This is a genomic window from Brevibacterium antiquum (assembly GCF_016107655.1).
Classification (GTDB): Bacteria; Actinomycetota; Actinomycetes; order Actinomycetales; family Brevibacteriaceae; genus Brevibacterium; species Brevibacterium antiquum.
Genome location: NZ_JABASX010000003.1, coordinates 324,547 through 344,321, shown reverse-complemented (window position 1 = coordinate 344,321; position 19,775 = coordinate 324,547). Strand labels below are relative to the sequence as shown.

The 19,775-nt window shown below is 63.5% G+C and carries 18 protein-coding genes; 10 read left to right on the top strand and 8 right to left on the bottom strand.

Annotated features, from left to right (window positions below):
- Window positions 1–146 precede the first annotated feature (146 nt).
- The 3 genes from hemE to hemQ are packed head-to-tail and all read left to right on the top strand — an operon-like array spanning window position 147 to window position 3,341.
- The gene (gene hemE / locus JFC13_RS07030; RefSeq protein WP_198396369.1) at window positions 147–1,193 is read left to right on the top strand and encodes a uroporphyrinogen decarboxylase; all 1,047 of its coding nucleotides are present in this window, start codon (window positions 147–149) and stop codon (window positions 1,191–1,193) included.
- Window positions 1,194–1,197: 4 nt separating this feature from the next.
- Window positions 1,198–2,634: a protoporphyrinogen oxidase gene (gene hemG, locus JFC13_RS07025; RefSeq protein ID WP_198396368.1), complete on the top strand. Its 1,437-nt coding sequence runs from the start codon at window positions 1,198–1,200 to the stop codon at window positions 2,632–2,634.
- Window positions 2,631–3,341, top strand: coding sequence for a hydrogen peroxide-dependent heme synthase (gene hemQ, locus JFC13_RS07020; protein WP_096160777.1), 711 nt, complete (start codon window positions 2,631–2,633; stop codon window positions 3,339–3,341). Before hemG ends, hemQ begins: the two co-directional genes overlap by 4 nt.
- 144 nt (window positions 3,342–3,485) lie before the next feature.
- Here the strand turns inward: hemQ and JFC13_RS07015 are convergent, their stop codons facing one another.
- Entirely contained in the window at window positions 3,486–3,698 is a 213-nt protein-coding gene (locus tag JFC13_RS07015; RefSeq protein ID WP_143921870.1) for a hypothetical protein, read from the bottom strand.
- A gap of 124 nt (window positions 3,699–3,822) precedes the next feature.
- On the opposite strand from JFC13_RS07015, the gene JFC13_RS07010 reads away from it, so the two are divergent.
- A complete protein-coding gene (locus JFC13_RS07010) occupies window positions 3,823–4,275 on the top strand; it encodes a MarR family winged helix-turn-helix transcriptional regulator (protein WP_198396367.1) in 453 nt (150 codons plus the stop codon).
- A 78-nt stretch (window positions 4,276–4,353) separates the two neighbouring features.
- Here JFC13_RS07010 and JFC13_RS07005 read toward each other — a convergent pair whose 3' ends face one another.
- Entirely contained in the window at window positions 4,354–4,881 is a 528-nt protein-coding gene (locus JFC13_RS07005; RefSeq protein WP_198396366.1) for a GNAT family N-acetyltransferase, read from the bottom strand.
- On the bottom strand, window positions 4,878–5,303 hold the full coding sequence (msrB, locus tag JFC13_RS07000; RefSeq protein WP_198396365.1) for a peptide-methionine (R)-S-oxide reductase MsrB: 426 nt from the start codon (window positions 5,301–5,303) through the stop codon (window positions 4,878–4,880). Before msrB ends, JFC13_RS07005 begins: the two co-directional genes overlap by 4 nt.
- Window positions 5,304–5,486: 183 nt before the next feature.
- Here msrB and JFC13_RS06995 point away from each other — a divergent pair, with 183 nt between their 5' ends.
- Complete coding sequence (locus JFC13_RS06995; protein WP_198396364.1) at window positions 5,487–6,686, top strand: alpha/beta hydrolase; 1,200 nt, start codon at window positions 5,487–5,489, stop codon at window positions 6,684–6,686.
- Window positions 6,687–6,702: 16 nt separating this feature from the next.
- Here the strand turns inward: JFC13_RS06995 and JFC13_RS06990 are convergent, their stop codons facing one another.
- Window positions 6,703–9,375, bottom strand: a complete 2,673-nt coding sequence (locus JFC13_RS06990) for a penicillin acylase family protein (RefSeq protein ID WP_198396363.1) — start codon at window positions 9,373–9,375, stop codon at window positions 6,703–6,705.
- A 26-nt stretch (window positions 9,376–9,401) separates the two neighbouring features.
- Window positions 9,402–10,271, bottom strand: coding sequence for a DUF817 domain-containing protein (locus JFC13_RS06985; RefSeq protein ID WP_198396362.1), 870 nt, complete (start codon window positions 10,269–10,271; stop codon window positions 9,402–9,404).
- 118 nt (window positions 10,272–10,389) lie between these two features.
- On the opposite strand from JFC13_RS06985, the gene JFC13_RS06980 reads away from it, so the two are divergent.
- Entirely contained in the window at window positions 10,390–11,058 is a 669-nt protein-coding gene (locus JFC13_RS06980; RefSeq protein WP_198396361.1) for a Rossmann-fold NAD(P)-binding domain-containing protein, read from the top strand.
- 55 nt (window positions 11,059–11,113) lie between these two features.
- On the opposite strand, the gene JFC13_RS06975 is transcribed toward JFC13_RS06980, so the two are convergent.
- Both JFC13_RS06975 and JFC13_RS06970 read right to left on the bottom strand, forming a co-directional pair.
- Entirely contained in the window at window positions 11,114–11,662 is a 549-nt protein-coding gene (locus JFC13_RS06975) for a hypothetical protein (RefSeq protein WP_198396360.1), read from the bottom strand.
- A 10-nt stretch (window positions 11,663–11,672) separates the two neighbouring features.
- On the bottom strand, window positions 11,673–12,488 hold the full coding sequence (locus JFC13_RS06970) for a L,D-transpeptidase family protein (protein ID WP_198396359.1): 816 nt from the start codon (window positions 12,486–12,488) through the stop codon (window positions 11,673–11,675).
- A 60-nt stretch (window positions 12,489–12,548) separates the two neighbouring features.
- Here JFC13_RS06970 and JFC13_RS06965 point away from each other — a divergent pair, with 60 nt between their 5' ends.
- The 4 genes from JFC13_RS06965 to JFC13_RS06950 all read left to right on the top strand — a co-directional run bounded on the left by JFC13_RS06965 (window position 12,549) and on the right by JFC13_RS06950 (window position 17,396).
- Window positions 12,549–13,799, top strand: coding sequence for a DUF6636 domain-containing protein (locus JFC13_RS06965; RefSeq protein ID WP_198396358.1), 1,251 nt, complete (start codon window positions 12,549–12,551; stop codon window positions 13,797–13,799).
- Window positions 13,800–14,044: 245 nt separating this feature from the next.
- Window positions 14,045–15,817: a 2-isopropylmalate synthase gene (gene leuA / locus JFC13_RS06960; protein WP_198396357.1), complete on the top strand. Its 1,773-nt coding sequence runs from the start codon at window positions 14,045–14,047 to the stop codon at window positions 15,815–15,817.
- Between the two features lie 77 nt (window positions 15,818–15,894).
- A complete protein-coding gene (gene recO, locus JFC13_RS06955; RefSeq protein WP_198396356.1) occupies window positions 15,895–16,623 on the top strand; it encodes a DNA repair protein RecO in 729 nt (242 codons plus the stop codon).
- A complete protein-coding gene (locus JFC13_RS06950) occupies window positions 16,620–17,396 on the top strand; it encodes an isoprenyl transferase (RefSeq protein WP_198396355.1) in 777 nt (258 codons plus the stop codon). The genes recO and JFC13_RS06950 overlap by 4 nt, the downstream gene beginning before the upstream one ends.
- Before the next feature lie 369 nt (window positions 17,397–17,765).
- Here the strand turns inward: JFC13_RS06950 and JFC13_RS06945 are convergent, their stop codons facing one another.
- Window positions 17,766–19,589, bottom strand: coding sequence for a DEAD/DEAH box helicase (locus JFC13_RS06945; RefSeq protein WP_198396354.1), 1,824 nt, complete (start codon window positions 19,587–19,589; stop codon window positions 17,766–17,768).
- Between the last annotated feature and the right edge of the window lie 186 nt (window positions 19,590–19,775).

Here is a 19,775-nt window from a genome sequence, read left to right as displayed (position 1 = left end):
GTCACGATAGATCAGGCCACGGTAGAGGTGAATCGTCCACGCCGTGATGGGACCAAGAGTTTTCACCCGCACCTGCGATCAAGACGCAGCGTCTTGAAACCGGAATCCGATGGGCATCCATCCGCCCGAGATGGGAGGATGGGGGCATGACTTCAACCTTGTTGCCCGCCCTGCGCGGAGAGCAGATTGCGCACACCCCGGTCTGGTTCATGCGGCAGGCCGGCCGATCACTTCCCGAATATCGCGAGCTGCGAGCAGGTACCGCGATGCTCGGTGCCTGCCGCACCCCGGACCTCGTCTCAGAGATCACCCTGCAGCCGGTGCGCAGGCACGGTGTCGACGCCGCCATCTTCTTCTCCGACATCGTGGTCCCGCTGCAGGCGGCCGGCGTCGACGTGGAGATCGTCCCCGGCACAGGGCCCGTGATCGCAAGCCCGATCCGCAGTCGCTCCGATGTCGAAGCACTGGCAGAGCTTGAACCCGATCAGATCCCAGACATCGCGGAATCCATCGGCCGGATCGTCGAAGAACTGGCAGGGCAGACTCCACTCATCGGCTTCGCCGGTGCCCCCTTCACACTGGCCAGCTACCTCATCGAGGGTGGACCGAGCAAGAACCATGAGAAGACCAAATCCCTCATGGCCGCAGACCCCGAGACCTTCTCCCTTCTGCTGAGCAAGCTCGCTCGGATCTCCTCGACATTCCTTGATGTACAGCTGGGCGCCGGAGCCTCCGCGTTCCAGCTCTTCGACTCCTGGGCCGGATACCTGTCCCGACGTGATTACGAAGCCCACGTACTTGAACACTCCAGCGCGGTCTTCGAATCGCTGCGCCACCATGAGGTGCCGAGCATCCACTTCGGTGTTCAGACAGGTGAACTCCTGAGCTCCATGTCACGAGCAGGCTCCACAGCAGTCGGCGTCGACTTCCGCGTCGACCTGACCGATGCCTCGACACGGGTGCAGCCGGGCCAACCATTGCAGGGCAACCTCGATCCGGCACTGCTCTTCGCCCCCTGGGAAGCATTGGCCCCGCGCATCGAGGAGATCGTCAGGCAGGGACTCGAGCATGAGGCAGGATTCGTCTTCAACCTCGGCCACGGAGTCCTCCCCGACACCGACCCGGAAGTGCCAGGACGGATCGTGGCCGAAGTCCACCGCGTCTCCGCAGAGATCCTGTCCGCACGGGGCTGAGGCCATGAGTCACATCACGATCGTCGGAGGAGGCATCTCCGGGCTCGTCACCGCCTATCGTCTGGCGCCCGACCATCAGATCACCCTCCTCGAGGCCGATGCGCGCCTTGGCGGGTGTCTGCACTCGACGACTTTGGCCGGGGCAGTGCCGGTGGGCCTCGACACCGGGGCCGAAGCCAGCCTGTACCGGCGTCCGGAGACGAAGGACCTCGCCGCTGAACTCGGATTGGACGTCGAATTCCCGTCAACGGCGCACAGCTCCCGCGTCCTGTCGAAGGGACGCCTCCACCCGATTCCCAAACGCACCGTCATGGGAGTGCCTGGCAACGCGGCCGAGGTCAGGGACCTCCTCGGCGAAGACGTCAGTGACCGAGTCGCTCATGAGGTCATCACGGACCCGATCGCGGGTTCGGACGTGTCGTTGGGGGACTTCCTGACGGAACGCCTCGGCGCCGATCTCGTCGACACGCTCGTCGACCCGCTGCTCGGGGGAGTCTATGCAGGACGGTGCCGTGACCTATCGCTGGCGTCGACGGTGCCCGCTCTGCTGCCGGCAGCCCGCGAAGGGACTTCGGTGCTCGAGCTCGTTCAGAGCCTGCTCGCTGCCCGTGACGCACAGTCCGCGGAGGGCACGGGCCCGCAGCCGGTGTTCATGAGTCTCGTCGGTGGGATCAACCGCCTTGTCCCGGCGCTCGAGCAGCACATCCGCGAACTCGGCGGCACCATCCACACCGGCACACAGGTGACGTCCGTTCAGGACGAGGGGGACCGATGGGCGGTGGCGACCGAGGACTTCGTCGTCGATTGCGATGCGGTTGTACTGGCCACCCCGGCGCATGTGACGAAGGATCTCCTCGCCGAGGTGGCCCCTGAGTCCGCTTCGATGCTCGCATCCGTGCCCTACGCTTCGACCGCTCTGATCCCGGCCCTCGTCGAGGTCGGAGACCGTGGGCTCGAGGGATCCGGATTCCTCGTCCCACCGACAGAGAGCTCATTCATCAAGGCCTCGACATTCGTGTCGAACAAATGGCCCTGGATGCGTGAGCGCATTCCTGAGGGCACCGCCTTGATCCGGATGAGCATCGGGCGATACGGGGACGGGCCGGGGGGCTGGCAGGATTGCGAGGATGATGAGCTCATCGCACGCGCCTACGCGGATTGGCAGTCCATCGCCGATCGCCGATCAGATCGGCTCATCGCGGCCGAGGCGCACCGCTGGGAACGTGCTCTGCCGCAGTATCTGCCGGGCCACGCCGAAACAGTGGCGAGAATCGATGCGGAGATCGCCGGAATCGCCGGCCTCGAATTGGCAGGTTCGGCATACTTCGGTGTGGGCATCCCCGCCTGCATCGACCGGGCCGAGACGGTTGCCCGGAGAATCACTCTCTCAGCACTGACGCACACAGAAGACGGACACACACAGCAGAAGGAGCAGGAATGAGCGAATACTCGAAGCCCACGGACGAGCAGATCGAACAGGCGAACAATGAGACGCGCTATATCGCGTACTCGGTTTTCGCCTCGGCGGGCGAACTCGGCGATGCCGACCGTGCCGAACTCGCCGACGAGGTCCACGAAGCACTCGCCCCATTGAAGGACCAGGGCCTCGTCGTCCGCGGAATCTACGATGTCTCTGCTCTGCGCGCGGATGCAGATGTGATGTTCTGGTGGCATGCACCGACCATCGAACTCGTCCAGGCCGCCTACTCGGCAGTGCGTCGCAGCATGTTGGGCGGAGTCCTCGAACCGGTCTGGTCGGTTGTGGGCCTGCACCGCCCGGCCGAATTCAACAAGGCACACCTGCCAGCGCTGCTGACCGATGACGAACCGGGCAGGTACATCTGTGTCTACCCCTTCGTTCGGTCCTACGACTGGTATCTCCTCGATCCCGCAGAGCGCTCCACGATGCTGCGCGATCATGGCATGGCCGCCGCGGGCTACAAGGACATCAAGGCCAACACGATCGCCTCCTTCGCCCTCGGCGACTACGAATGGCTGTTGGCCTTCGAAGCCCCGGAACTGCACCGCATCGTCGACCTCATGCGCGATCTTCGCAACACCGAGGCTCGTCTTCACGTGCGCGAGGAGGTTCCGTTCTACACCGGACCGCTCCGTGAACTCGTCGATATCATCAGCGACTGGCGCTGATTCTCACCGGCCTCTTCGAAGTGCCGCTTCGGGGTCGCGGCAGGGCGCAAAGCCTCGCTGCGGCCCCGACTGCTGTCCTGAGGCGGCGCGAGACCATGATGGAGCCTGATTAGGGCAGAAGGTTGATCAGGGAAAAGGCCTCAATCACTCAGGCTGCTTCTTCTCCACCACGTACGAGTGTCCATTGGCGTCCGTGCGCATCTCCAGACCCATCGCATCGAGTCGTTCGTGTCGCAGGTGCTCGTCCTCGTAGTAGCCGCCGGGGCGGGAATTGTCGACTTGGGCAGGCCCGACGATCTTGCGGAAGAAGCGATTGAGCCACGCAACGCGTCGCTGGGGATCGTGTGAGTCTGACATGCGAGTCCATTCGAAGTCTCAGAGCCGAGCTGCGGCCCTCTTGAAGCGAACCTGATGAATCCATTGTACGCTAATCATTAGCACGCTAACTAAATGATATGTCTCCTCGGGAGGATGAGAAGCGATGTCGACCACCCACGACCCTCTGGCTCTGGAGAGTCAGGTCTGCTTTGCCCTGGCTGTCGCCTCGCGCGGAGTGATCTCCGCCTACCGTTCGGTGCTTGAACCGATTCACCTCACCCATCCGCAGTACCTGGTCATGTTGGCTCTGTGGCACCATGAGATGTTGCCTGTGAGGAGGATTGCCGAGCTGCTTCGCCTCGAAGCTGCAACGGTGTCGCCGCTGATCAAACGTCTCGAAGCACTGGACTACGTGGAGAAGCGACGCAGCAGCCACGACGAAAGAGTCGTCGAAGTCTCACTGACCGACACGGGTGCGAAGCTGCGCGCGACGGCTGAGGCGATTCCTGGGCAGATGATGACCAAACTCGATATGAGTGAAACAGAGCTGCGCGAACTTCACTCCACTATGACGAAGATCATCGCCGCGGCCGACGCAGCTCATGCAGTCGATTGAACCGCCGCGGGAGCCCTCGGTCCATTTTCCGCCTCGACACCCCGGGTAGTCCGGGACAGCCCAGGCGCGCGGAAGCCTTTAGGCGGATGAAGCATCCGCCGGGCGTGACATCGGGGTGTGCTCGATCCCGTCCTCGAGGAACCGCGGACCATTCGGGCTGAATCCGAAGCTCTCGTAGAACCCCTCGAGGTGAGATTGGGCGTTGAGCGTCAGCAGTCGGTGACTGTGGCCGGCAACGAGCTCGCCGATCAGCCGTCGACTCCAGCCTTGGCCGCGCACATGCGGGTTTGTCACGACCCGACTGATGCTGCGGGCTCCCGGCTCAAAGGCCGGGCCGTCGGGAAGATCGGGCGGGAGGATGCGGGCGTAGGCCCTGGGAGCAAGACTGCGGCCCACCTCGGCGCCGTGGCTGTCCTGCATGGTCCTGGCGTCATCGGGGTAGAAAGCGTGCAGAGTCTGCGGCAACGTGTCGACTCCGTCCTGATCGAGGAAGATGCAGTTCTGCTCGACGACGAAGACCTGGGACCGCAGCTGGACGATCCCGTAGAGCTCAGTAAGCGTCAGCTCGTCGAAGGACTTGATGACGAGCGGTGATTCTTCGTTCATTCCTGACCGTCGACGAGGCGCAGTGAGATCGAGTTCAGGCAGTACCGCAGGTCGGTGGGGGTGTCGTAGCCTTCTCCCTCGAAGAGGTGGCCCATGTGCGAATCGCAGTTCGCGCACCGGACCTCGACGCGCTCCATGCCCATGGACGAATCGCGGAGGTAGCGGACCCGATCCTCGGCCAGGGGAGCGTAGAACGAGGGCCAACCGCAGTGTGAGGAGAACTTGGTATCGGAGGGGAACAGGTCTGCGCCACAGGCACGGCACTGGTACATTCCGACGCTGGTCGTGTCGACGTATTCGCCGGTGAACGGACGCTCCGTGCCGCCTTCGCGCAGCACCGCGAATTCATCAGGAGTGAGTACATCCTGCCAGCGGATCTCCTCGGGATTGTCTTCTGTATTGACGTTCGGCGACTGACTCATCGCGACCTCCGGTGCTTGTCGATATCTGTTGGAGTCCATTGTCCCACTGCTGCCGGACACGCAGGAGTCCTTCTCCGGCGATGGCTGATGGAGCAGCGAGCTGGCTCTGAGAGCCCTCTCACCTGCACAACAGCGTTTGGAGACTTCTCATTCCTTGGGTGACAATGAAGTCAGGAGGTATTCATGGTTCGCGACACTAAATTCCCGACTCGCCTGCTTCTGGCTTCGGTGGGTGTCGGTGCTGGGATCGGCGCCGTGATCTCGGTGGCGTCCTCGGGGCTGGCCGTCTATTTCGCGCGAAAGATCGTGGTTCCCGAAAACGCGCCGGAAGAACTCGAGATTCTCCACATCGACGGATTCCCGCCCAATATGCGCATCCATCTGCCCGCCGATGAAGAGACGACGGTGCGAGGCACCTATGGCCTCTACTTCAACCAGGGCGCCGGCCATGCCGTGATCGGTGACATCGTCGAGTATGACCCGCGGTCGAGAACCGTCTCCCGAGAGATCCTCTCGGTCACCCGTGGAGACATCAAGCGTGCCTCTCACGGTCGTTGGACGGGCATCGTGTACCCGGAGCCCGTGGCTGCAGGAGTCAACGCCGAGGACATCGAGATCGAATCCGACGCGGGAAGACTGCCTGCCTGGCTGCTGCCCACAGACCATCCCGAACCTCATGACACCTGGGCGATCCTCGTCCACGGCCGCGCCAGCACCCGAGCCGAAGGCCTGCGAGCCGCCCCGATCCTCAATACGCTGGGCGTCCCGGCGATCGCCATGTCCTACCGCAGCGACGCCGAGGTCAGGGTCGAGACCACCTCCCGCTACGGCCTCGGCGACACCGAATGGATCGACGTGGACGCCGCGATCGACTTCGCCGTGTCACAGGGCGCCCGCGACGTTGTCCTCTTCGGCTGGTCGATGGGTGGGGCCATCGCCTTGCAGGCCGCCTCCCGTGGTCGGAACAGACGGTATGTGAAGGCTCTCGTCCTCGATGGTCCCGTCGTCGACTGGGTGAATGTCCTCGACGGCCAGGCTCGACGCAATATGCTTCCGACGCCCATCGCCAAACTCACGCTGGAGATGATCACCCAACCGTGGGCGCGACCGATCACCGGACTGCAGACGCCTTTGGATCTGGGCAGGCTGGACTGGGTGACACGCGCTGCGGAACTCGACGTTCCGGTCCTGCTCATCCACTCAGACGACGACGAATTCGTGCCGTCTTCGCCGTCTCACGCGCTGGCGTCCGTGCGTCGCGACCTCGTGACGATGCCCGTCTACGACAAGGCCCGCCACACCAAGGAATGGAACATCGACCCGGTCCGCTGGGAAGACGATGTGGCGAACTTCCTCGAGGCGAAGATCCTGCCCAGGGCCTGACCGTCTCGCTCCTCGCTCAGGGCCGAAGTACCAGCGAATCCTCGGTGTGCCGGTCCAGCGCATCGGGTGTGTACGGCCAGGGCCGGGTTGCGCCGGCTGCCCAGTCCTCGGTCTGATCTGCATAGTGCGGGTGGAAGGCATGGCCCGAGGCCCCCGTGAGGTTGATCCACCGGGAGTGGTTGAAGTCCTTGAGGTCAACGATCTGTCGCATCGAGGGCACCCAGTTCGTCTCGAAGCCCACCGAGGCGTCCCAGCCCGTGGCATTGACTTCTCCGGACCCGCCCGAGACCTCGTAGGGGCCTCGATTGAACAGCCGCTCAATGGGTTTGATCCCTGATTCGCCGAGGCTGGCGTTGCGGATGGTCAGCCTGTGCAGGATGCCCCACCGCCAGGTCACGGGTTCGGAGCCGAGCAGATCCTCGGTCGTCTTCCACGCAGAATCCATGGCCCGAGCCAGCGCTTCGTCCCGATTCTCGACCTCGTCGTCGGCCCACCACTCGGAGTCCGGATCCTTCAGCTGGTTCTTGATGATGAGATACCAGCGTGATCCGCCGGCCGGAGGCACAGCATCAGGCAGCTTCGGAGCGAACACTTCGTCGAGGATCGTCTTCGAGAGCACATTGAAATACGCTGCAGCGGCACTGTTGGCATCATCGCGGCCATCCCAGTCCGAGAGCAGCTCCTGAGCTTCGGCGATGTCGGTGCCCACGCCGGCATCGATCTCTTCCAGCAGCGGGATCAGGGTCAGTGCAAGGGGATTGAGGTCATCACCCTGAACGCGAGACATGTCGCCCATCGTGACGTCCCCCTGGGCGATCGTGTCCTGCAGCAGCTTAGTGATCCGCCGCGCCCGGTCTCCATCGTCGAAGTCATTGCTCAACTGGACCGACCCTCCTGGAGGGGTGACAGGATTGTTCGCCGTCACGATCCAGCCACGTTCGGGGTTGTACAGACTCGGCAGATCCTCGAAGTCGAGGTATCCCTGCCAATCTTCGTCGGTCTTCCAACCGTGCCGTGGCAGCATGCCGTCGCCCTCGCCGCGTTTGGGGATCCTCCCCGGCACCTGATAGCCGATGTTGCCTTTGGTATCCGCGTAGATGAGGTTCTGGGAGGGGACGTCGAAGAGCGAGGCGGCCTGCCGGAATTCGCTCCAGTTCGTCGCCGCATTGAGCCCGAAGATCGCCGAGGCTGTGTTGCCCGGTTCCAGGGCCGTCCACTGCAGCGCCAGCTGGTAGTGCTCGCCGGCTGGACCTGATTTCGTGTCTGCGGTGTTCGCCCCGGTCGAGGCATCGAGCACATTGCGATAGGTTCCATCGAGATCCGAGATGAGAGGGCCGTTGCTCGTTGAGCGGATCGTGATCTCGCGAGGTTCCTGTTTCGCGATCTTCACGGTCTCCTTGCGTGTGGTCACGGGTTCGTCCCCAGAATCACGGACGACTTCGCCGTCGCGGACCTTCTCGACCACGAGGTCGGCGACGTCGGGCCCCAGATTCGTCAGTCCCCAAGCGATGCTCTGGTTGTGGCCGATGACGACGCCGGGCAGCCCCGAGAAGGAGAAGCCGGACACGTCGAAGGGGCATTCGGGCGTGATTTCGGTGCAGCGCAGTCCGATCTGATGCCACACGGAAGGCATGGCGGGAGACAGGTGCGGATCATTGGCCAGCAGCGGGGCACCGGTGGCGGTGTGCTCACCGGAGACCACCCACGAGTTCGACCCGATGTCATGACTGTTGACTCCCAGGAGCACCGGCAGCGACTTCAGGTGCTCCTTGAGCTCGCCGAGGCTGCTGGGAGTCTCGGTCCCTCCGCCGTGTCCCGATTGCTGTGTGTCCGCAGCAGTCACCTCGCCCCCGGCACGTGCTTGGCCCTCGTCACTTGCTTCGTCTTGGTCACGCGCTTCGTCTTCGTCACGGGCTTTGGCGCCGGCATTGCCGCCGATGATCGTCGGGCGGGTGTCATAGGGGTAGTCGGGATAGACATCGGCCATCTGCTCATCATCGAGCGCGGTCTGGCTGATTGCTCGGTCGATCTCGTCCTCGACATTCGAGCGCAGGTCCCAGGCCATGGCCTTGAGCCAGGAGACACTGTCGACCGGAGTCCATTCCTCGATCTCGACGCCACCGGCCTGAAGACCGACGATGCCGTACTCGAGGGACACCTCGGTGGGGGACTTGTCGCGCAGGTAGGCGTTCACGCCCTCGGCATAGGCCTCGTAGTACGCGCGTGTCTTGTCATCGAGTGCCGCGACCTCCGCCTCGGCGACCTTCCTCCAGCCCAATGTGCGAATGAACTTGTCGGTGCCGAACTGTGACTCGCCGAAGAGTTCCGAGAGCCGGCCCGAGGTGACATGCCTGCGGAAGTCCATCTCCCAGAACCGATCCTGGGCGTGGACGAAGCCCTGAGCCATGAAGAGGTCGTGGGAGTTGCTGGCCTCAATGGTCGGGACACCCGATTCATCGCGGGTGACGCTGACCTCGGCGTCCAGGCCCGACAGTGAGATGTCGCCGTCCGTGGTGGGATAGGACCGTTGGACGAGGAAGACACCGAGCAGGGTCAGGACGAGCAGCAGAACGAGGACGGCCGCGAGGATGCGGATGAGGACCTTCGCGCCCACAAAGCGATGCACGCCGGACGGCGGCCGGACGGCTTCGACCAGGGCACTGGAATCCTCTGAATCCGCGTCTGCCATATGTCTCCTTCGACCGAGTCTGAGTTTCAGCTCAGAATATCAGCTGACCTGGCCTTATCAGGCGGTTTGGGAGGGTAGACGAAGGTGACGAGGACGACGGAGATCATCATCAGCAGGAACCACGCCACCAGTTTGGTCACCGGCACCATCTGCCAACCGTCGATCTGGGAGGGGTAGAGCCACGCGCCGGTGACGGTGCCGATGTTCTCAGCGATCCAGATGAAGAACGCCACCAGCACGAACGCAAAGAGGACCGGCATGCGCAGAGTCAGCTTGTGCACGTGGAAGTGCATCCGACACCGGAAGAACACCACCCCGACAGCAAGGACGAGGAAGAGACGCACATCGACTATGTAGTGGTGGGTGAAGAAGTTGAGGTAGATCGCGGCGGCGATGACCGCGGTGATCCACCTCGGCGGGTAAGAACTGAACCGCAGGTCGAAGAGACGATAGACGCGCACGATGTAGGAGCCGACGGCCGCGTACATGAAGCCCGTGAACAGGGGCACAGCCGCGATGTGGAGGACACCTCCGGCCGCATAGTTCCACGAGCCCATCGATGTCTTGAAGATCTCCATTCCGGTGCCGACGATGTGGAACAGAACGATGACCCAGAGCTCGCGCCCGGTCTCCAGACGTAGAAGGAGCATCACCGCCTGGATCAGGACTGCCAGGATCACGAGGACGTCATTGCGGGCCAGGCCCGCATCGTCCGGGTACCACCACGTGGTGAGAATGATCGCGAGCAGCATGAGGGCTCCGAACAGGCAGGCCCACGCCTGTTTGATCCCGAAGACGAGGAACTCCCGCACCCCGTCCGGTATCTGTGAGAGATGCCGATTGGCGAATCGGTCGAGGAGCTGTTCGAGCCGTGTGAGTTCATGCTGATCGGCCATGAGGTCCTTCGACTGAGGGGCAGCGGTCGTGACAGAACCCTATCGCGCCCGGCGCCGCGCTCCTCGGCGCTGGTGGAGCCATCGGAGCAGCTGTGGCTTCAGCAAATAGACTCGGGGCATGCACATCCTCATCTTCGGAGCCTCCGGCCACGTCGCCACAGGCCTGGCCCAGTACCTGTCCGCTGACCATCGCATCACCGGCATCGTCCGGTCACAGCCGGAGAGCACGACTGCCTATGAACCCGTCGTCGTCCCCGATTGGGTGGATCGACCCCAGGCCGTCATCGACGAGCTCCACCGATTGGACGCGTCATCGGTCGACGCGGTCATCGCTGCGGTCGGCGGGTGGTACGTGGACATTTCGATGATCGCTCGCGGGATCGTCTCCTTCGATGAGGACTACTCCTCATACCTGCGTGGTCATTTCGCAGCCTGTGCCGTGTCAGAGGCGCTCGCCGAGGAAGCAGAGGCGCTCGCCGAGGCGGCCGGAAGTGCCCATGTCCGGCATCTGGCCCTCAACGGTGTGGCCAGCGTTGAGGCCTGTGTCGGGTCTGGAGCGATCAGCGTCTTCGGCGCCGCCCAAGAGATGCTCATCAGGGTGGCCGAGGCCGAGACGGACTCCGTGGACTATCGCGAGCTCAAGGTCATGGCACCCATCGGCGGTGATGACCGTAACGATCTGCGCGGGGGAGTGGAGACGATCAGTCTTCCCCAGGTCGCAGAAGCAGTCAGCGCGGTACTGACTCGACCAGATGAGCACGAGATCAGCACTCAGCTGGGTGTCTAGGCCAGGTCTTGACCTGTGCTCAGGCCCTGGTCTCTGCTCAGGCCCTGCCTTCTACTCAGGCCTTGGCATAGCGGATGAAGACCTGGTCATCGACGGTTCGCACATCGATGACTCGCAACCTGAGGGTGGCCTCGAGTTGGGAGAAGTGGCTGCCGGCGCTGTGAGAGTAGAGCGGGCTCAGACTCAGGTGCAGTTCGGCACCCGGGACGGCATCGAGCAGCCGGTAGGCCAGGTTCGGCCCGGACTCGCACACCAGGGTCTCGCTCGTGGACTCGACGGCTTCGAGCACCTGGGCGGCAGTGTCGGGAGTGAAGTGCTGAGCTCGGTAGTCGAGGCCGGCCTCGGCGAGCTGCCTGCTCAGTTCGTCCGGGTCCGATTCGGTCAGGACATGTACGGGGGTGTGTTCGAGGGCTTTGCCCGGTGCGTTGATGACCGGCAGTGCGGGATTGAGCGCGGTCCGGCGGTCGATGATGATGGCGCCTGCCTGTCTGCGCAGGGCTATGAAGTAGTTGAAGTCGGCCTTCGTAGACACGCCTGTCGACCAGCCGTCCAGGGCATACGCTCCGTTGATCGTCTGTACGAGGGAGATGATGAGCTTTCGCATCCCGGTGCCTCTACTTCTGCAGCTGGGACTCAGGTCCCATGGCGATGTGCGGGTGGGCATCGGGGTCGATGGTCCCAAGGATCCATTTGAGGTCCTTCTCCTTGAGCGTCACACAGCCGTTCGTCCCGGAATCATGATCGAGGTGCAGCCAGATGCCGCCGCCCTTGTCCCATCCCAGTGGACGAGTCCTGTCGGTGGGCGGGGTGCCCGGAACGCGGTTGTAGTCGATTGCGATGATGTAGTCGAAGACCCGCTCGTACTCGGGACCGTAGGCCACCGTCGCCGAGGAGGGGAGTCGTTCATCCTGGGTGTAGGGAAGCGCCGTCCCCGGGTCCTGTTTGTACCCGCCTGCATCGCTGAGAGTGAAGACTCCGACCGGTGATGTCTTGTCGCCCTCCCGTCGATCGGCCAGCCAGCCCTTCTTCCCATTGTGGATGTCAAAGGTCTTGCGCTTCTTCCACTGCCCGTCATCGAAGGTGTAGAAGCTCAGCTGCCCGGAATCGGAATTCGCATCCGGCCCGCTGGCAACGAGGACCTGTGAGGTCTCTGCGGGAATCTGTGCGGCCGTCTCCGGGCCCAGTCCGGGGACCTGAACGGAGTGGGCCGGACCTGCTGTCTCTGCGGTTTCTGCTCCGGGTGGGGTCATCTGCGCGGGGGCGGCGAAATCACCGAGGTCGTTCTGCTGGGCGGGCGCGGCGACCATCGCGGAATGAGCGGACGCACCATCATCATCCTCGCTGTCGGTCGGTGTCCCGCATGACGACAGCGTCAGGGCCAGAACAGCGACCGTCAGGCTGGTCCCGGCCCGGGTTCCACCACTGAACATGAGGTCATCATCTCACGAACCTTGAGAACACCGCGGTAGTGACTATGCGAAAATGAGCCTATGAGCATTCCACCTGTGCCGAACCACCCTCCGCGCCCCGGGCGTCGGAAACCGGCGGAGGAGTCTCCGGATTCGATCACCACTCAGTTGTTCATCGGCCAGGACAAATCCCCGGCCGCGGATGGCTCGACCCAAGCCCTCAGCGCTGACGAGCTGGCCAGACTCCGGTCGATGGTGTCCTCCGACGGAGCCGATGCCACCGAGATACTCAGCCTCGACGAGCTGCGCCAACTCGCCGCCGCCGAGAATGAAGAATCCGCGCTCAGCGGCCCGACACCACGGAAGGCGAGGTCCGAGGACATCGCCGAGGCGGAGGCCGCCTCCGCACCGAAGCAGTGGAATCCACAGGGTGCCTCGGGCGGCCAGCCTCCGAATCCCGAACCCTGGGGCGCCGACTTCGGTGCGCCCGGACAGCCCGCTCCTCAACCGCATCCCCCCGAGTACCCCGGAAACGAGTCGCACGTGCCCAACGGCGCATCACCCTACGCCCCACATGCGGCAGCCGCCTACGCAGGACACGGTGGTCCCGGACCGGCAGGCGGCGGCCACGGGCCAGGTGTCGGCCCAGGTGGTCAAGGGGGACCCGTCGGACCGGGTGGACCAGCCGGTCCCAACGGCGGCGGTTACGGTCCCGGTGGACCTGGTGGGTACGGACCGGGGGGATATGGGCCCGGTGGGCCAGCCGGACCCGGCGGACCCTACCGCCGTGAACCCGATACGAAGAAGGTCCCGGGGTGGCTCTGGGCCCTGGCTGCGATCGCACTGGTGATCGCCCTCGGCATCGTCGGCTACATCGCCTGGGACGCGACGCAGAGCAAGGACGACGCCGCGCCCGGCTCGTCCTCGCAAGGACCCTCAGACGATGCAGGCTCCAAGTCCGACGATTCGAGTTCGAAGCCGCCTGTCGCTGCCGAATCCTTCAAATCTCCGTCCGGCAACATCGCCTGCACGATTGATGCCGATCGCACCCGGTGCGTCATCTCAGCCTTCGACTACACGCCTCCCGCAGAACCCGATGACTGCCAGTTGGACAACTGGGGAGGTGTCGTGGTGGCCAATGACGAAGGTGCCGGCTTCTCCTGCCAAGAGGCCCCCGGAAATTCCGGTCCCGCTCGGGTGCTCGGCTACGGCGAATCGATCACTGCCGAAGGGATGACCTGCACATCGACCCGCGAAGGCATGACATGCAAGTCCGATGAGACCGGTGTCGGCTTCAATATGGCGCGTGCCTCGGTCGACTTCCTCGACTAGGGGTCTGTCGGGGGAGTGCTGCCGACTGCAGAGGGGCACACGACGACTGACCATCTCGGCGATATCGGGATCATAGTCTTAGGATTTGGACAGGTGTGGGATGGACGGAGCAACCACGACTATGTTGACTGTGTGGCTCACAGGTTGCTCCTCCTTCCTTGCCGCGACGAGTCCTGATCGGACAGCACACTCGTCGCGGAGTTTTTCCTATGCTGATGAAGCACACGATCAATGAATGAGGAACCATGAAACTGCAGAAGCCGACTCCTATGCCATACAGCAAGTACAAGTCCTTTCAGGACCGGATTGCTCTCGATATGCGCGACCGCACCTGGCCCGATCAGCTGATCCGGAAGGCTCCGCGTTGGCTGAGCACCGATCTGCGTGACGGCAACCAGGCCCTCATCGATCCGATGACGCCAGAGCGCAAGCGCAAGATGTTCGACCTCCTGGTCAAGCTCGGCTTCAAGGAGATCGAGGTCGGATTCCCCGCAGCCAGCCAGGTCGACTTCGATTTCGTCCGCGAGATCATCGAGCAGGACGCTATCCCCGACGATGTGCGCATCTCCGTGCTCACCCAGGCTCGCGAGGACCTCATCGAACGGACGGTGGAATCCCTCGTCGGTGCCCAGAAGCCGACCGTCCACCTCTACAACGCGACCGCGCCGGTCTTCCGCAAGGTCGTGTTCGGTTTTGACGGTGAGGGTTTCGACCAGACTCGTGACATCGCCACCCGTGGCACCCAGGCGGTCATGAAGCACGCCGAGTCACTCCTCGGCGACGCAGACTTCGGCTACCAGTACTCACCCGAGATCTTCGTCGACACCGAACCCGAATTCGCTCTCGACATCGTCGGCAGTGTCCTCGACATGTGGCAGCCGGCCGCGGGCCGCGAGACTGTCGTCAACCTGCCGGCCACGGTGGAGCGCGGCACCCCGAACACCTACGCCGACCAGATCGAATGGTTCTGCCGGAACATGCCCTACCGCGACGAGGTGGCCGTGTCCCTGCACCCCCACAACGACCGGGGAACCGGCGTGGCGGCAGCTGAGATGGGCATCATGGCAGGTGCCGACAGGATCGAAGGCTGCCTCTTCGGCAACGGCGAACGGACCGGAAACCTCGACCTCGTCACCGTTGCGCTCAACCTCTACACCCAGGGCGTCGACCCCGAGCTGGACTTCTCCGACATCGACGAAGTCATCCACACCGTCACCGAATGCAACCAGATCGGCGTCCACGAACGTCACCCCTACGGTGGCGACCTCGTCTTCACCTCGTTCTCCGGCTCGCACCAGGACGCGATCAACAAGGCGTTCGCCGACCGTGAGAAGAAGGCCAACGAGCAGGGCGTGCCTGTGGACCTGATGGAATGGGACATGCCCTACCTGCCGGTCGACCCCAAAGATCTGGGCCGCTCCTACGAAGCGATCATCCGCGTGAACTCGCAGTCGGGAAAGGGCGGCGTCACCTACCTGCTCAAGAGCGAGTACGGTCTGGATCTGCCTCGACGCATGCAGGTCGAATTCTCCCGCGCCGTCCAGCAGCACACAGAAGGCGGAGGAGAGGTATCGGCCGAGGAGATCCGCCGTATCTTCAACCACGAGTACCTGCCCAGCGATGATCCGGACAATGCCTGGGGCCGGTTCCAGATCGTGGGCCTCCGCACCGACTCCGGCACGGTTGATGACTCGGGCGCCTCGGAGCGCGTCGAGGTCGACCTCATCGTCGACGGCCAAGAGCGCACCTACGAAGGACGCGGCAAAGGTCCCATCGATGCACTGGTGAAGGTGCTCATCGACAACTTCGACGTCGACGTTCGTCTCCAGGACTACACCGAGCACGCCATCGGCTCCGGTGCTGACACCATGGCGGCAGCGTACGTCGAGCTCGCCGTCGAAGACCGTGTCGTCTGGGGTGCCGGACTTCACCCGAACATCACGAAGGCCTCACTCAAGGCCGTCGTCTCGGCAGTCAACCGTGCCGCCCGTGATCGCGACGGTGAGCGCGAGCGCTGATCTCACACCTGATATCTCACACCTGACACAGAGTGCGGCGGGGATCATTCCCCGTCGCATTCTGCGATAATGGGCAGGTGCACAATTATCGTGATGAAGGCATCGTGCTCCAAGGGCACAAGCTCGGCGAAGCCGACCGCATCGTCACTGTTCTCACCCGCAGCCACGGGCTGATCCGAGCAGTAGCGAAGGGCATTCGCCGCACCAAGTCACGCTTCGGTTCCCGGCTCGAACCCTTCATGCTCGTCGATCTGCAGTGCCACGTCGGCCGCAACCTCGACATCGTCACCCAGGTCGAACTCATCGAGCCCTTTGCCCGCGGCATCGGCGCCGACTATGACGCGTACTCGGCCGCGAGTGTGATGGCGGAGACCGCCGCCCGGATCACCGAGGTCGAACCCCAATCGCGCACCCATTTCCTGCTTCTCGTCTCGGCCATCCGGTCCCTGTGCAATGGCGAGCATCCGCCGAGGCTGGCCCTCGACGCGTATCTGCTGCGGGCAATGTCCGTGGCGGGCTGGGCACCGAGCCTGCTCGACTGTGCACAGTGCGGCAGCCCGGGCCCGCACCGTGCGTTCTCGGCCTCCCTGGGCGGTGCCGTGTGCACCACCTGCCGACCCAGCGGAGCGGCTCTGCCGGACACCGACGCACTCGAACATATGGCCGCCCTGCTCTCCGGTGACTGGGAGCGAGCGGAATCCTCGGACCTCCACGACCAGATCGACGGTTCCAAACTCGTCTCTGACTGGGTGTCATGGCACTTGGAACGCAATATCCGATCACTGAGAGTTCTGGAGGCCAGATGAGCTATCCCACGCCGCCCTCGCACCCCAGCGGAGCCCGCCCCCCGGGCATCGACGCGAAGTTCGTCCCGAAGCACGTCGCTGTGGTCATGGACGGCAATGGACGGTGGGCCAACGACCGCGGACTGCCGCGCACGGAAGGACACAAAGCCGGAGAGGCGTCGCTCCTCGAAGTCATCCACGGTGCCATCGAAATGGGCGTTGACTATCTCTCCGCCTACGCCTTCTCCACCGAGAACTGGAAACGCTCCCCGGACGAGGTGCGCTTCCTCATGGGCTTCAACCGCGATGTCATCCGCCGTCGTCGTGATGAGCTCAATGAGCTCGGCGTGCGGATCGTGTGGGCCGGACGCCGTGGGCGCCTGTGGCGATCGGTCATCGACGAACTCGAGTCCGCGGCGGAGATGACCAAGCACAACACCGGCCTAGTCCTCCAGTTCTGCGTCAACTACGGAGGTCGCTCAGAGATCGTCGACGCGGTCAACCAGATCACCGCCGAGGTAGCCGCCGGCAAGCTCAAGCCAGGCAAGGTCAGCGAGAAGACCGTTCGCTCGCGCCTGTACGCCTCTCAGGTGCCGGACGTCGACCTGTTCCTGCGCTCCTCTGGCGAGCAGCGCACCTCGAACTTCCTGCTGTGGCAGTCCGCCTACGCGGAGATGGTCTTCCAGGACGTCCTGTGGCCCGATGTCGATCGCCGCACCCTGTGGGCCGCGATCGAGGAGTACGCGCGTCGTGACCGTCGCTTCGGCGGTGCCGTCGACAGCCCCAGCGCCTAATACTCAGGTTTCGACGTTCAGCGCTGCCCACGAAGGATCCTCCCGGCACCAGAAGTCCCAGCGGTTTCGCCATCGATCACGTTTGGTGCAGTGGAGCAGTTTGCGAAATGCTTGACTGCACCAAACGTGATCGAGGAGTGCATCAAACGTGATCGAATATTCCGCGGTCCTCCATGAGAGGGGGACGCGGAAGGGCAGACTAGTCGTACGGGTGCACTCGTCGTACGCGTTCAGTCGTCGTATGCGTTCAATCGCCGTACGGGACGAGATACAGATCGGGCCCGCATCAGACGATGCGGGCCCGAGTCGGCTCTCAGCGCCGGGGGAGCCGGATAGCGGACGCCCCCGTACGCTCAGGCTCAGCGATACTCAGTAGCGATCGCTTGAGCGTTCGCCGCCGAAGCGGTCATTGCTGAACTTCTTGCTGGCACCGCCGCGTCGATCATTGCGGAAGTTGCGGCTGTCGCCGGGCTGCTTGTCGAAGTTGCGCTTCTTGAACGGACGAGCCGGACGGCCCGAATCCGGACGAATGTCGATCGGGCGACCCTGGATCTGCGTGCTGGAGAGCTTGCGCATGACCGAGGAATCGAGATCCTTGGGCAGATCGACAAGGGTATGGTTCGACCGGATGTCGATGTGACCGATCTCCTTCGAAGTGAGACCCCCCTCGTTGGCGATGGCGCCGACGACCGCACCTGGCTGCAGACGCTCATTGCGGCCGATGGCCAGACGGTAGGTGGTCATATTCTCATCACGCGGACGGGATGAGCGTTCACGGCCTGGCTTGCCGTCGCGTCCGCCGCCGTCACGATCACGACCTGGCTTGCCACGCGAAGGCTCCGGCATGGGATCGGCCTTGAGTGTGTTCGACTCGAGCACCAGGGATGCCAGCGCTGCGGCGATGTCGGTCGCAGGCACGTTGCGGGAGAGCTCGTACTGCTCGATGACTGTCGCGAGTTCGGTCAGCTCGGTCGTCGCGAGCACATCGTCGATGCGTTTGGTGAATTTCTCCACACGGGTGTTCGTCAGCTCTTCGACGCTGGGCATCGACAGCGGTTCGACCTTCTGCTTCGTGGCGCGCTCGATGGAACCGAGCAGACGCTGCTCACGCGGGGTGATGAACAGAATGGCCTCGCCGGAACGCCCTGCGCGGCCGGTGCGGCCGATGCGGTGGACGTAGGACTCGGTGTCGTGCGGGATGTCGAAGTTGACGACGAGGGTGATGCGCTCGACGTCGAGACCGCGGGCTGCGACATCGGTGGCGACGAGGATGTCGACCTTGCCGCTGCGCAGCATATCGATCGTGCGCTCACGAGCCTGCTGGGGGATGTCACCATTGATCGCCGAGGCCTTGAAGCCGCGGGCACGCAGCTTCTCAGCGAGCTCCTCCGTGGCCTGCTTGGTGCGCACGAACATGATGATGCCTTCGTACTCCTCGACCTCCAGGATTCGAGTCAGGGCATCGAGCTTATGCGAGTGCTGGACCATGTGGTAGCGCTGGCGGATGTTCGATCCGGTCTGCGACTTCGAAGCGACCCGGACCTCTTTGGGGTTGTTGAGGTATTTGCCGGTCAGGCGGTGGATCGATGTCGGCATCGTGGCGGAGAACAGGGCCACCTGACGCGAGTCGCCGGACTGGCTGAAGATCTCTTCGATGTCCTCGGCGAAGCCCATCTTGAGCATCTCGTCGGCCTCATCGAGGATGAGGTGACGGAGGTTTTCGAGCTTGAGCGATCCCTTCTTGAGGTGGTCGATGACACGACCTGGCGTTCCCACGACGACCTGAGCGCCGCGCTTGAGGCCCGACAGCTGTGGGCCGTAGGCCTGGCCGCCGTAGATCGGGAGGACGGAGAAGTCGTTGAGATTCGTCGCATACGAGGTGAACGCCTCGGCGACCTGGATCGCAAGCTCACGGGTGGGGGTCAGGACCAGAGCGAAGGGACCGTCGTTGGCGCGGCCAGCCTCGGCGAGGTCGGACAGTGCTGGAAGAGCGAATGCGGCGGTCTTGCCGGTGCCGGTCTGGGCCAGGCCGATGACGTCGCGGCCGTCGACCAGCGCGGGGATCGTTTCAGCCTGGATCGGAGTGGGGGTTTCGTATCCCTGGGCTTCGACTGACTGGAGGACGAGCGGGTGGAGACCCAGCTCGGAGAACTTCGGTGTTGTCGGATTGTCGGATGTGGACACATCTGTCATGAGTTTTCTCTCTCACGTCGGCACACACTTGATCGCAGATGACTGTAGTGGCGATCTACCCTGCGGCCGCTTGTGCAATCATCGTGAGCAATCCGGGCCGAAACCGTATGAGATCCAAGGCGTGCTTGGACAGACTTGAAAACCGTCAGTACGGAGAAAGGTTTGGGTGTACCTCAATCCTACACG

What these genes read in the sequence shown, in the direction of transcription:
- JFC13_RS07010 (WP_198396367.1), top strand. Translation starts at nt 3,823, where the DNA reads ATGTCGACCACCCACGACCCTCTGGCTCTGGAGAGTCAGGTCTGCTTT.
- JFC13_RS06970 (WP_198396359.1), bottom strand. Translation starts at nt 12,488, where the DNA reads ATGTTCAGTGGTGGAACCCGGGCCGGGACCAGCCTGACGGTCGCTGTT.
- JFC13_RS06945 (WP_198396354.1), bottom strand. Translation starts at nt 19,589, where the DNA reads ATGACAGATGTGTCCACATCCGACAATCCGACAACACCGAAGTTCTCC.
- JFC13_RS07015 (WP_143921870.1), bottom strand. Translation starts at nt 3,698, where the DNA reads ATGTCAGACTCACACGATCCCCAGCGACGCGTTGCGTGGCTCAATCGC.
- hemQ (WP_096160777.1), top strand. Translation starts at nt 2,631, where the DNA reads ATGAGCGAATACTCGAAGCCCACGGACGAGCAGATCGAACAGGCGAAC.
- leuA (WP_198396357.1), top strand. Translation starts at nt 14,045, where the DNA reads ATGAAACTGCAGAAGCCGACTCCTATGCCATACAGCAAGTACAAGTCC.
- JFC13_RS06950 (WP_198396355.1), top strand. Translation starts at nt 16,620, where the DNA reads ATGAGCTATCCCACGCCGCCCTCGCACCCCAGCGGAGCCCGCCCCCCG.
- msrB (WP_198396365.1), bottom strand. Translation starts at nt 5,303, where the DNA reads ATGAGTCAGTCGCCGAACGTCAATACAGAAGACAATCCCGAGGAGATC.
- JFC13_RS06995 (WP_198396364.1), top strand. Translation starts at nt 5,487, where the DNA reads ATGGTTCGCGACACTAAATTCCCGACTCGCCTGCTTCTGGCTTCGGTG.
- hemE (WP_198396369.1), top strand. Translation starts at nt 147, where the DNA reads ATGACTTCAACCTTGTTGCCCGCCCTGCGCGGAGAGCAGATTGCGCAC.
- JFC13_RS06985 (WP_198396362.1), bottom strand. Translation starts at nt 10,271, where the DNA reads ATGGCCGATCAGCATGAACTCACACGGCTCGAACAGCTCCTCGACCGA.
- JFC13_RS06990 (WP_198396363.1), bottom strand. Translation starts at nt 9,375, where the DNA reads ATGGCAGACGCGGATTCAGAGGATTCCAGTGCCCTGGTCGAAGCCGTC.
- JFC13_RS07005 (WP_198396366.1), bottom strand. Translation starts at nt 4,881, where the DNA reads ATGAACGAAGAATCACCGCTCGTCATCAAGTCCTTCGACGAGCTGACG.
- JFC13_RS06965 (WP_198396358.1), top strand. Translation starts at nt 12,549, where the DNA reads ATGAGCATTCCACCTGTGCCGAACCACCCTCCGCGCCCCGGGCGTCGG.
- hemG (WP_198396368.1), top strand. Translation starts at nt 1,198, where the DNA reads ATGAGTCACATCACGATCGTCGGAGGAGGCATCTCCGGGCTCGTCACC.
- JFC13_RS06980 (WP_198396361.1), top strand. Translation starts at nt 10,390, where the DNA reads ATGCACATCCTCATCTTCGGAGCCTCCGGCCACGTCGCCACAGGCCTG.
- JFC13_RS06975 (WP_198396360.1), bottom strand. Translation starts at nt 11,662, where the DNA reads ATGCGAAAGCTCATCATCTCCCTCGTACAGACGATCAACGGAGCGTAT.